The sequence below is a fragment of the Clostridium chromiireducens genome (assembly GCF_002029255.1).
Taxonomy (GTDB): Bacteria; Bacillota; Clostridia; order Clostridiales; family Clostridiaceae; genus Clostridium; species Clostridium chromiireducens.
In genome coordinates this window covers 1-12,800 of record NZ_MZGT01000103.1, presented here as the reverse complement: position 1 = coordinate 12,800, position 12,800 = coordinate 1, and the positions used below count along the sequence as shown (strand labels likewise).

The 12,800-nt window shown below is 30.9% G+C and carries 11 protein-coding genes; 1 reads left to right on the top strand and 10 read right to left on the bottom strand.

Features of this window, described 5'->3' with window-relative positions; translation table 11 throughout:
- The first annotated feature begins 393 nt into the window (after positions 1 to 393).
- Entirely contained in the window at positions 394 to 1,776 is a 1,383-nt protein-coding gene (locus CLCHR_RS22285) for a DUF2334 domain-containing protein (protein ID WP_079442102.1), read from the top strand.
- A 581-nt stretch (positions 1,777 to 2,357) separates the two neighbouring features.
- Here CLCHR_RS22285 and surE read toward each other — a convergent pair.
- From surE to CLCHR_RS22235, 10 genes are all read right to left on the bottom strand, one after another.
- Positions 2,358 to 3,119, bottom strand: coding sequence for a 5'/3'-nucleotidase SurE (gene surE / locus CLCHR_RS22280; RefSeq protein WP_079442101.1), 762 nt, complete (start codon positions 3,117 to 3,119; stop codon positions 2,358 to 2,360).
- Between the two features lie 665 nt (positions 3,120 to 3,784).
- Entirely contained in the window at positions 3,785 to 4,459 is a 675-nt protein-coding gene (gene pyrE, locus CLCHR_RS22275) for an orotate phosphoribosyltransferase (protein ID WP_079442100.1), read from the bottom strand.
- 53 nt (positions 4,460 to 4,512) lie between these two features.
- Positions 4,513 to 5,409: a dihydroorotate dehydrogenase gene (locus tag CLCHR_RS22270; protein ID WP_079442099.1), complete on the bottom strand. Its 897-nt coding sequence runs from the start codon at positions 5,407 to 5,409 to the stop codon at positions 4,513 to 4,515.
- Between the two features lie 21 nt (positions 5,410 to 5,430).
- The gene (locus CLCHR_RS22265) at positions 5,431 to 6,174 is read right to left on the bottom strand and encodes a dihydroorotate dehydrogenase electron transfer subunit (protein ID WP_079442098.1); all 744 of its coding nucleotides are present in this window, start codon (positions 6,172 to 6,174) and stop codon (positions 5,431 to 5,433) included.
- Positions 6,175 to 6,209: 35 nt separating this feature from the next.
- Positions 6,210 to 7,082 carry an orotidine-5'-phosphate decarboxylase gene (gene pyrF, locus CLCHR_RS22260; RefSeq protein ID WP_079442097.1) on the bottom strand — a complete coding sequence of 291 codons (873 nt, stop codon included), beginning with the start codon at positions 7,080 to 7,082 and terminating at the stop codon, positions 6,210 to 6,212.
- Positions 7,083 to 7,261: 179 nt separating this feature from the next.
- Positions 7,262 to 8,464, bottom strand: coding sequence for a dihydroorotase (locus CLCHR_RS22255; RefSeq protein WP_079442096.1), 1,203 nt, complete (start codon positions 8,462 to 8,464; stop codon positions 7,262 to 7,264).
- Positions 8,465 to 8,484: 20 nt separating this feature from the next.
- Positions 8,485 to 8,916: an aspartate carbamoyltransferase regulatory subunit gene (locus CLCHR_RS22250; protein ID WP_079442095.1), complete on the bottom strand. Its 432-nt coding sequence runs from the start codon at positions 8,914 to 8,916 to the stop codon at positions 8,485 to 8,487.
- Between the two features lies 1 nt (position 8,917).
- Positions 8,918 to 9,844 carry an aspartate carbamoyltransferase gene (gene pyrB, locus CLCHR_RS22245; RefSeq protein WP_079442094.1) on the bottom strand — a complete coding sequence of 309 codons (927 nt, stop codon included), beginning with the start codon at positions 9,842 to 9,844 and terminating at the stop codon, positions 8,918 to 8,920.
- A gap of 785 nt (positions 9,845 to 10,629) precedes the next feature.
- The gene (locus CLCHR_RS22240) at positions 10,630 to 11,406 is read right to left on the bottom strand and encodes a serine hydrolase (RefSeq protein WP_079442093.1); all 777 of its coding nucleotides are present in this window, start codon (positions 11,404 to 11,406) and stop codon (positions 10,630 to 10,632) included.
- 91 nt (positions 11,407 to 11,497) lie between these two features.
- Complete coding sequence (locus CLCHR_RS22235; RefSeq protein ID WP_079442092.1) at positions 11,498 to 12,595, bottom strand: 6-phosphofructokinase; 1,098 nt, start codon at positions 12,593 to 12,595, stop codon at positions 11,498 to 11,500.
- Positions 12,596 to 12,800: the final 205 nt, after the last annotated feature.

Genomic DNA, 12,800 nt, shown 5'->3' with positions numbered 1-12,800 from the left:
GTATATACATTGTATAGAATATTACAATATGTTGTTATTAAATTATGTTTTAATATGTAAAATAATTCTCTGTATACTGGATACTCTAACCTTATTTATTATAATATTCTATTTTTTTAGATCATATTGGTAGTACTGGTAAATATATTATAGCATTACAAGATTTAATTTATACATTCTAATATCTATTAAAGTTTGTTTATTTTATAACACACTTTCAATTAGCATATCTTCGTATTTGCATTTAATAAATATTATTATATTTTTATTGTCAACCCTTTCTTAAAAATATAACATAGTTTTAACATTTTCAAAGCACAATTGACACATAAAAGTGGTATAATTTTCTTACATAAACCATTTATACATAATTAAAAGGAGAGAAAAAAACATATGCAACGAAATAGAAAAACCTTTATATTTTCTTTTTTAGGACTATTTTTATTTATGAGTATCACTTATGAGATTCTTTCTTATTTTAATTTCTTCAAAAAAAATGTTACGATCATTAATAAAACCTTATACTCAAACTTGCTTCCAGAACCAAACTTTAAAAGTATCTATACGTCAAAACTAAACTTTACAGATAGAGCCGTGACAAAGGTTTCAGGTATTAAGTTGGATATATTAAGCGAAACTAACATCTCCAATGTTCCTATGCTTCTTAAAGCTCAAAGATATTATATACCGCTTAGTTTCATTTGCACTAAACTTAACTATACTTTGGATAGCTCAAATGATTCTATCTCAATAACTAATAAAGAGAATAATATTTCATTAACCGAAACTTCTTATGAAAAAAATTCTAAGTCAGGTTCTCTTCGAGGTAATTTAATAAATAGTAACGGAAGCTACTATATTTCAATTTCGGATATAGAAGAAATATTCGATCTATTTGCCGTATTTGACTTTCAAAACAAAAAGGTAAGTCTACTTCCGAACACTGTTAAACCTCCAGAGGAATCTTCAATTCTATATTCAGATAAAGTTGCATTAATTAGATTAGAGGATTTCGGCTGCGGATATTCAAATATTGTAGACAAAAATCAAACAAAGATAAAACTTATAACAAATTTCCTTTACTCAAATGGCATGAAATTTCATGTTTCATGGATGCCAAGATTTGTGGTTCCTTCAGCTAATTTCGATAACGATTTACTGGTGACTAACAATATAACAAATGTGGGCTTTGTAGATGTACTAGATTATATGATTAATAAAGGCGGAGCAATTGGGTTACATGGATATACCCATCAATCAGGAAATGATGCAAGCGGAACTGGTGAAGAAATGTCTAAAGACGTAAATAGTACAGAATCTGAAACTAGAGCTGTAATTGAGAAAGGTATAGACACGGCAAGTGCTTTGAATATTCCTATTTCATATTATGAAAGTCCTCATTATCGAGATACAGATCAACAGAAGAAAATAATTAGCGAGTATTTTCAATTTATATATGAACCTTACGATTATTCAAAGAAGAATATTTATAAACCAGATAATTATCATTTATATGTTCCAACACCGTTAGGTCGTATATCAGACCCTTCAACTGATACTACCCGTATAATAGACAAGCTTAACGAAGATGATCCTGACATACTTAATAGTTTTTACTATCATCCATCTATAGAAATAGATTATATAAACTTTAGCATAAATGGTACTAAAATAAATGTAAACTATGATGAAAACTCACCATTACAAAGAATAGTTAAAGCTCTAAAAGATAATGAATATACCACTGTTCACATTAACGAACTTATAGATAAATAGCCATAATTTAGACTTATGCGATAACTCGCCGAAAGAGAAGGTGCTCTGTTACTCGGTTTCTAGAGAATTTGGCTGTGGAAAGATGAAACTCGACTCACATTCGTTCGCTGAGTAAGTTCGAGTAACCAAATACAAGATTTGGATTCTCACTTAGCAGTAGAAGTTGTACCCAGTTATGCATGCTCCTTTGACAAGCAAAGGACAAGCACATCTGGAACAACTTCTACTGAAGAAATCCTACAGCCAAATTCTCAATGAAACACTGCGTAAAAGAGCACATTCTCTTTCTGGTGTAATATCAATATCAAAACATAAATCAAACTTGTAATTTGGTTGTCTGCATAAATACTTAATTCAAATATTAGGTTTGATTGGTATCGATAAATCTAAATTATAGAAGCTTATTGCTGTTATCAGCGGATGAGCCAACGTGTTATACATAAAGTATAAAATATTCATATGAATATAGTTTTATATAAAAATATATTTATAATGTTATATGGGTTTTCATAGCCCTAAAGAGTAAAAATGAATTTAATTTATATTAAGTCGCACATAAGCCTATTTCTTAATTTAGGAATCTATATTTCAAAAATTCCTTTTACCTTTTCTAATATATCAAAGTTTGTGAAATCAAAATGAAGTGGCGTTAGAGTAACGTAGCCTTTTGATAAATAGTATAAGTCCGTTTCATCTTTTTCTATATCATTTCTTGTTCCTTTTGTTGTATATAAATCGCCTTCTTCATTACTTTCTAAAAGGATATATTCCGTTTTATAAGTGGATTTTCCAATCTTGCAAATTTTAATTCCCTTTATATCTCTTTCATCTAAATTCGGAATATTAAGATTTAGAACTACATCACTTTCCATGTATTTTTCCTTCGCTATATTTAAAACCTTTATAGCCCATTTTACAGCCTTTGAATAATTCTCATCATCTTTTTCATAATCAACATCCATTGAAACTGCAATTGATGGAATTCCGTATATAGCACCTTCTATAGCAGCTGAAACCGTGCCAGAATATAAAATATCAGTCCCAACATTAGGCCCTTTATTTATACCTGATATTACAACATCTATATTTTCCTTTAAAAATGACAATCCAACTTGAGTGCAATCAGCAGGAGTTCCTACTACACTATAGGCCTTGCAATCTAAACCTTCAATAAGTTCTTCCTTTATTTTAATAGGACTGTGTATTGAAATAGAATGGCTGGAAGCACTCTTCTGTTCCCTTGGTGCAACAATTATTACCTTATGCTCCTTAGAAACCTCCTTAGCTAAAGCAATTATTCCTGGAGCATTTATTCCATCGTCATTAGTAATTAAAATATTCATAAGCCCTCCTTGTAACTGTATTTTATCACAACTTAAAGTAAAGCAATGAACAACCGAAATTGAATACATATATGTTCCGCAGGACTGTGAAAAATTTCGCTGGGAATATCTAAATGGAAAGTTGCACCACTTCTGCGTGTTCCTGTGACAAGCACAGGACAAGCGGAAGTGGAACAACTTCCCATTAAGATACTCCAGCAGCTTATTTTTCTATGCCTGACTCCACATATATGTATTCTATTTCTTTGTATTGCTATAACTATAAGTATTTCACAAACACCTTTTTTCAATTTCATATGTTTCGTATATTAAAAGTATATAAATTTTTTTAAAGACTGTAAACACCCTTCATTAAAGATACTCCTAGCGGGAAAAATATAAAAATACTTGCTTAAATATAATTTATTTTAAATTTACACTAAACAAAGAAATGGAATAGATGTTTTTGCGCAGCGTTCATTAGAAGATTTTGCTGGCTGTGATTCTAGATTATAAGTTGTTCCAAAGATGCTTGTTCAAGGCGTAGCCCTTGAAGCAAGCACTTTGGGTACAACTTATAATCTTAGAATCATCCAGTAAAATCTTCAAAGAACCGAAGCAAACACATCTATTCCATTTCGTTTTTTTGGCAGTAATCTTAAAGTACCATCACACTGCAAGTATTTTTAGTTTACGCCATATTGTTTGTAATATTCGTCTATTCTTGCTTTTACTTCGTCTGTTATAAGTATAGTTCCGTTAATTTCTTTGTTGTATAAGTATTCTATAACTTCAGCCATTGTTACTATAGCACAAGTTTTAAATCCGAATTTTTCTCTTATTTCAACTAGTGCTGATTGTTCTCCTTGACCTCTTTCCATTCTATCTACTGATATTATAAGACCTTTAACATTAACATCTGCTTGGCTTTTTAAAATAGGCATAGTTTCATAAATTGAAGTTCCTGCTGTTGTAACATCTTCAACTATTAATACTTTATCTCCATCATTTAATTTACTTCCTAAAAGAATTCCTGTATCTCCATGATCTTTTACTTCTTTTCTGTTTGAGCAATATCTCACATCAATATCAAATGAGCTAGACAGTGCAATAGATGTTGTGACACCTAGCGGAATCCCTTTGTATGCTGGTCCGAATAATACATCATAATCGTCTCCAAAGTTTTCTTTTATCGCTTCTGCATAAAATTCTCCAAGTCTTTTTAATTGGCTTCCTGTTTGATAGTTGCCTGTATTAACAAAGAACGGAGTCTTTCTTCCACTCTTAGTAACAAAATCTCCAAATGTCAATACTCCACATTCTATCATAAAATCTATAAACTCTTTTTTATATGCTTTCATTAATAATTCCTCCAATATATGTTGATATACTTAAACTCTGTATTATTATGTTTCTATATTATTCCTACAATCTCGTTAATATCCCTAATACCTTGTTCTTTTAAAAAACTTTCCATTTCTTCAATTATTTCTTTTCCAGCCATAGGATTCACAAAGTTAATTGTTCCTATTTGCACCGCACTTGCTCCCGCCATCATGAATTCTATAGCATCTCTTCCATTAGATATCCCTCCAAGGCCTATAACTGGAATATCAACTGCTTTAGCTACTTCATACACCATTCTAAGTGCAATTGGTTTTACTGCTGGTCCCGAAAGACCTGCCGTTACATTATTAAATACTGGCTTTCTTTTATATACATCTATAGCCATTCCCTTTAATGTATTTATTAATGAAATAGAATCTGCTCCTGCTTCTTGGCACTTTAAGGCCATATCTACTATATCTTCTGCATTAGGTGATAACTTAACCATTAGCGGCTTATTAGTCATGGCTTTAATTTCTTTAACAACATCATATGCAACTTTCGATTTAATTCCAAAAGCCATTCCCCCATGCTTTACATTTGGACAAGAAATGTTAAGTTCAATCATATCAACATCGCTGTTATTAATTTTACTTACAGCCGCTTCATAATCTTCTAAGCATCCTCCCCCAATATTAGCTATAACATTAGTTCCGTACTTCTTCATTTTAGGAAGCTCATTTTTTATAAATGCATCTATTCCTGGATTTTGTAATCCAACTGAATTCATCATTCCTGATGGAGTCTCATATACTCTTATTCCTTCGTTCCCTTGCTTAGGGTTTATTGTAAGTCCCTTAGAAGATATTCCCCCAAGAATTCCAACATCATAAAAATCATTAAATTCTTCACCAAAACCAAAGGTTCCTGATGCAGCTATTACAGGATTTTTAAATTCTACATTATTAATAATTACTTTCATCATATTATTTTCCTCCTTTGGTTATTACAATTCAACATGGTATCCATCAAAAATTGGACCATCTTTACAAGTTCTCTTATGACCATCTTTTGTCTTACACGTACAGACTAAACATGCACCAACTCCACATGCCATATGTTTTTCCATAGACACATATACAGCAACATTCTTTTCTTTACACATATCTATAACTTTTTTCATCATAATTTCTGGTCCACAACATAAAACTGTATCATAATCTTCTGGTTTTAAAATATCTGTAACAAATCCTTTATTACCATGTTTTCCTGTATTTGTTGATATATAAACTTCATTTACATATTCTTTTAACTCATCAATTAAGTAAACATCATCTCTAAAACCTACATATAGATCTATTTTTTGATCTGGATTTCTCTTTCTTAGTTTTTTCGCAAGTTCCAGCATTGGTGCTGTTCCTATTCCGCCTGAAACTAATGCTACCTTGTTATACTCTTTTTCTAAATCAAACCCATTTCCAAGAGGCCCTGTTAAGCTTATTTGATCATCTTCTTTTAGCTTTGTAAATTCTTTAGTTCCGTTTCCTACAACAGCATATAAAAATGTTAGTTTGTTCTCAGATTTTTCACATATACTTATTGGTCTTGGCAGAAATGTTGCACCATTTAGTTTTAACATATAAAATTGACCTGCCTTTATTTCTGCATCATCTTCAACTACCAATTTATATATATCTTTTGAGATCTCTTTATTTGAAACCACTTTTGCATTTCTGTAAGTTATAGCCATAACTACGCCTCCTTAAGTTATCTTTAATGTAATATTTATATACTCTTTACTGCTTCCCTTATTGCATCTCTCATCTTTATAGCTTCTTCTCTAGCGCATAAAGCAAACTCTTCTGCCCTATTATCTTTCTTATAAGCAAGAAGTATTCCTCTTGAAGAATTTACAACGCCACCATTTCCATTATTTAAGTATAGTGCAACATCTTCAGCTTTCCCGCCTTGCGCACCATATCCTGGTATTAAGAAAAACATATTGCTATAGTTTGATCTTATTTTCTTTCCTTCTTCAACATGAGTACATCCAATAACACCGCCAATCGCAGTATATCCGCAATTTCCAGTATAGTTTTTCCCCATTTCAGTTATCTTATCTGCTACAACTTCATAAACTTTCTTATTTTCCATGGTATCTAAATACTCAATATCTTCTGCCCCTGGATTTGAAGTTCTAACTAAGCTAAACACTCCTTTACTGCCTTTTTCTAAATAAGGCAAGTATGGTTCAATACTATCCATTCCCATATATGGACTTAGCGTTATAAAATCTGCCTCAAAGTCCCCTTCAAAATGAGCCTTTGCGTACATAGTTGCTGTTGCTGCTATATCGCCTCTTTTAATATCAGCTATTATGATTTCATCTTTCTCTCTTAAATAATCTAAAGTCTTTTTATATGCAATTAATCCTTCTAATCCTAATGCTTCATAGTAAGCAATCTGCACCTTAAAGCATGCTGATACATCCCACGTCGCATCTATTATTTGTTTATTGAATTCAAAGATAGCTTCACTTTCAGTTCTACCTTCTTTTATATGCTCTGGAACATAGCTTAATGCAGTATCTAATCCTACACAAACTACTCCTCTTTCTTCAACTCTATTGTATAACTTATCAATTATGTAACTTGTCATTTAAATCACCCTTCTTTAAATGAATGATTAATGATGAATAATTAAGGTTGAAGCTTACAGAGAAAGTTCGAAGAGCGAAATATAAAATTTCGATTCTCACTTTTTACTTCGTAATTTCTTAATTTAATTTTATTTATAGAAATTCCTTTGGAATCTCTCCCTTTATCATTCATTATTAATTATTCACTTTTAATAAATTTAATCTCTCCACCTTTTATTGTCATGAAAACTTCTCCATAGAATTCCATTCCAGTAAATGGTGTATTTTTTCCTTTTGATGCAAATTCTTCTGGATTTACATTTAGGCTTTTATTAGTATCTACTAGAACTAGATCTCCTTCTACTCCAACGCTGATTTTTCCTTTATTCATTCCTAAAAGCTTTGCTGGATTATAAGACATTAGCTCACTTAATTTATTTAAAGATATATTATTCTCTTTAACTAATTTTGTATAGCAGATTGAAAATGCTGTTTCAATTCCAACCATTCCAGGGGAGCCTTTCATCTTTTCTTCAGCTGTATGTGGAGCATGATCAGTTCCTATTGTATCAACCATACCTAGTTTTATAGCATTTATTATTGCATCTACATCCTCTTTTTCTCTTATTGGAGGATTTACTCTATAATCATTTATATCTCTTGTTAGTGCAATATGATGGGGTGTAACTTCTAATGTTATATTTGCACCACTCATTTTTCCATCAATTATACATTTTATTGCTTCTTTTGTACTCACATGACACATATGAAGCCTAGCCTTGCTTAATTTAGCCAGTTCTACATCTCTTATTGTCATCATATTCTCAGCTATTCTCATATCTACTTTTGAGAATTCAGGACTTTCAGCATGAGACATTATAACCCAGTTATTTTTCTTAGCAATTTCCATGGCTTCAAGCATTGCATTAGAGTTAGATACCCCTACTCCATCATCTGAAATTGCTTTAATTTCCTTATCATTTGAAAGTTCCTCTAGATGGCTTAATGTAACTCCATCAAAATTCTTTGTAACTGATAAACATTGATGAATATCTACTAAGTTAACTTCTTTAGATTTATTTCTTACATATTCTAAGGTTTCTCTTGATGAACATATAGGATTTGTATTTGCCATAAGGCAAACCCCTGTATACCCACCTTTTAGTGCCGCTCTAGAACCTGTTTCGATATCTTCTTTCCATGTTAGTCCTGGATCTCTAAAATGTGCATGAGTATCTATAAATGCAGGCATTAAAATCTTCCCCTGGCAATCAAGAGTTTCTACATCTTCTTTGAAGATTTTTTGTCCTATTTCCTCAATTAATCCGTCCTTAATATAAATGTCTCCTGTAAAATCTTGAGTTACATCTACTATTCTTGCATTTTTAATTAACAGTTCCATATAACACCTCTTAAATTTTTCTACATTTCTGAAAGTTTTGTTATTTCATCACAATATTCGCATCTATATCTTCCATTCTCTTTATCTACTAGAACAAAAGAATGAGGTACGTATTCTTCCTGACTCGTTATACAACTTGGATTTTTGCACTTTATTATATTTTCCACCTTATTCGGTAATGTTGGTGTAACTTTGTTGATGATATTTTCATCTTTTACTTCACAAATTGTTATTGTAGGTGAGAGTAGGCCTAAGACAGTATAATCAAGTTCAAAACAGTTTTCTATCTTAATTATGTCCTTCTTTCCAAGCTTCTTACTATCTGCATTAATTATTAGGGCAACACTACAATCATTAGTGCCTAATTCTAAATAATTAAATATCTTAACTCCCATTCCTGCTTGTATATGGTCAATAACTATTCCATTCTTAATACTCGTAATTTCAAGCATTTTACATCACCCCCAAAAGCTTAATCATTAATGCCATTCTCACATACATTCCATATTCAGCTTGCTTAAAGTATGAAGCTCTACTATCTTCGTCGACTTCACTTGCGATTTCATTTACTCTTGGAAGTGGATGCATTACTATCATATCATCCTTAGCAAATTTCATTTTTGCATTATCTAATATGTAGCTATCCCTTAATCTTAAATATTCTTCCTCATTAAAGAATCTCTCTTTTTGAACTCTTGTCATGTATAGAATATCTAACTTATCAATCACATCTTCTAATTTTTCTACTTCTATATATTCAATATTATTCTTCTCTAATATTTCTTCTCTTATATATTGTGGTATTGTTAATTCTTTTGGTGATATTAACACAAATTTGTTATTTTTGTATCTAGACATTGCTTTTATAAGTGAATGTACTGTCCTTCCAAATTTTAAATCTCCGCAAATTCCAACAACATGATTATTTAAACCATCTTTTAAACTTGTAATGGTAAGTAAATCTGCTAAAGTTTGAGTTGGGTGTTGATGTCCACCATCACCAGCATTTATTATTGGAACATTTGAATAGATACTAGCAACTTTTGCTGCACCTTCTTTTGGATGTCTCATAGTTATTATATCCGAATAAATGGACACCATTTTGATTGTATCAGCTAAAGTCTCACCTTTTGAAATTGATGTTGAATTTGGTTCTGAAAACCCAAGAATTTTACCACCAAGTCTCATCATTGCAGCTTCAAAGCTCAATCTCGTTCTTGTACTTGGCTCATAGAATAATGTAGCTAGAATTTTCCCGTCACAAATATGCGAAAATTCTTTTGGATGTGCTATTATTTGATGTGCTAAATTGAATATTTCATCTAATTCCTCTACTGTAAAGTCCATAGGCTCTATTAGATGTTTAATATCTTTTGTCATTTTTATCATCACTCCTTGTTAACCTCTCTGTGTTAATTTAAAGGGAGGAAATTATATAAAGGGATATTCAAAAAAACCTTCCTTTTATACAAAGGAAGGCATAATAATCCTAGACTATTGGCATTATATAACTTCCTTATTGATCTCTCTGAATCAAATTAAAGGTTATTCTTTGTGTAAGAATAACATTTCTTAGAGGCTCTGTCAATATAAATAATTTACTCCATACATAAACAAGCTAAAACTTAGATTTATGCAATAAACTCACCGAAATGAGTATCATACTTTTGTTCCAGTTTCTAAGGAATTTTTATGGGTGATTCTAAGAACAAAAGTTGTGCCCAAAATGCTGGCCTCAAAGACAAGCTTTGAACTAGCATATTTGGAACAACTTCTATCCTAAGAATCACTACCATAAAAATTCCTTATGAAACATTCCACAAAAGTATGCTGCTCATTTCTAGTTAAGTTATATTTCAACGTATATGTTAAGGTCATTATTTGTTTATTAATATAGGGTTCCGCAATGAGAATCGAACTTATGTGCATCCCCACCGAAATCAATGATATTCCTTAGAAACACTACACAAAAGAATATCATTGATTTCAAGTTAGGGAATATATCGCAGTATGAGTTTAATTATCGATGAAGACCCTATACTTAATTTAATATTTATAAGCAAACATTGAAATAACTCCTAGTATTCTAGGAGTTATTACGTTAGGCATTTGGACATATTGAAAAAGTAACAAATAGGTATACTAATCTATTTTCTTTCATATGCCTAAAAATTATTCATTATGCTATCCCACATCATCTTACCACACTTAGCAAGTGTAACTGTTCCATACACACTATTTGGTATTCCCATTGAAAGAACAGTAAATGTGAATGATCCTTTTTGAGTATGAATTAGCGCTGTATCGTTTTCAACGCTAGATTTATCTCCTGTTTTACTTGAAATTTCAAACTTTAAGTCATCAGGTATATATAAAGCTAATTTATTTTTCATTTGCTGTCTTTGTAATATATCTATAAGCATTGTGCTATTTTTCTCGTTTAAATAACTCGAGTTATATAAGTGTTTCCATATTCTTGCCAAGTCCAAAGCACTAGTTATATTTTCAATACCACTACTCGTTGCTCTTTCGTCTGATGTCTTTCTATTTAATTTAGTGTTCTTTAATCCTTGAGCAATTATATCTTCATTTATGTTATCAATACCAACTATTTCAATAAGTTTATTAGCTGCTGTATTGTCACTTTGTATTAACATTGCAACTAATAATTCAAATATAGTGTATTCTCTATTGTCAAATTCATGGAGTATTCCTGTTCCATAAACCTTATCTTCTTCTTCAATCTTAACTCTATCTAAAAACGAACCCTTCTCATCTTGAATATATTTTATTACAGATACGGCTATTGGTAATTTCATGCACCCTGCGCTTGTCATCTGTACATTTTCATTGTATCCATAACTAAATCCACTTTCTAAATCCTCAAAGAAAAATGAATATGTTCCTATTCTAGATTCTAAATATCTTTTAATTTCTTTCATAATACCCACCGCTTTCTAAAAATACTCTTAATGTCATTAGGTATCCTATGAGTACTAATTTATTGCTAAATTAGTACTCTTCATAAGTTAATTAATCAGCAAATGATATTCCTATCTTCTTTGCTACACTTACCAATTCTCCGTCCGGGTCTACTTGTTTGTTATTTCCTATGACATTCTCAAGACTATCATAAGTAATTTCATTACCTTTTAAACATACCATGCTTCCAAACTTACCTTTATTTATAAGTTCTACTGCACCGACACCATATCTTGTAGATAATATTCTATCATAAGTATTTGTTATTCCACCTCTTTGAATATGACCAAGAACTGTACATCTAACTTCTCTATCTTTAACTAAATCTTCTAGATCATTAGCTAATTTATTTCCAATACCACCAAGTCTAATTGGATCTGGACTATCTTTAACTATTTTAGCAACCATAACTTCACCATTTTTAGGTTTTGCTCCTTCAGCAACTACTATAATGGTAAATAATTTTCCGTGTTTTTTTCTACTCTCAATTTTCTCAACAATTTTATTAATATCATATGGGATTTCAGGTAATAAAATAACATCTGCTGATCCAGCAATTCCTGATTCTAATGCTATAAACCCTGCATTTCTTCCCATAACTTCTAATATCATAATTCTATGGTGTGATTCTGCTGTTGTATGCAATCTATCTAGAGCTTCTGTCGCTATAGCAATTGAAGTATTAAACCCAAAAGTTATATCTGTTGATCCTAAGTCATTATCAATTGTCTTTGGAACACCTATAACATTTACTCCTTTACGCGCGAAATCTCTAGCTGATGTTAATGTACCATCTCCACCAATAACAATTAAAACGTCTACACCTTCTTTTTTAAGATTCTCAACCGCTACATCTGAAACATCCTTTTTGACAAATTTCCCTTCTTCTTCTACTGAATAGTCAAATAAATTATCTTTGTTTGAACTATAAAGTATTGTTCCTCCTCGCGATATAAGACCTGATACGGTTGATAAATCTAACGGAATAAAATCATTGTTATATAGACCTCTATATCCGAATTTATATCCAATAACTTCGTATCCATAGTTTAATATTGCTGTTTTTGTTACAGAACTTATTACCGCATTTAATCCTGGGCAGTCTCCTCCTCCGGTTAATAATGCTATTTTTTTAACATCTTTGGACATCTTAAAATCCCCCTATACCATAATCTTCTTTTGAAATTATTGATAAAAGTAAATTATCATTATTTTCTGACTATTTACTTAATAATATCATAAACTTTAATTTATGAAAAGTATTAATTTACAATATATTCATTCTTTAAATAAGAATTCAAATTCTTGTTTTATTATCTATTATATTTTTTCTTTATTTACTCATATTCATACT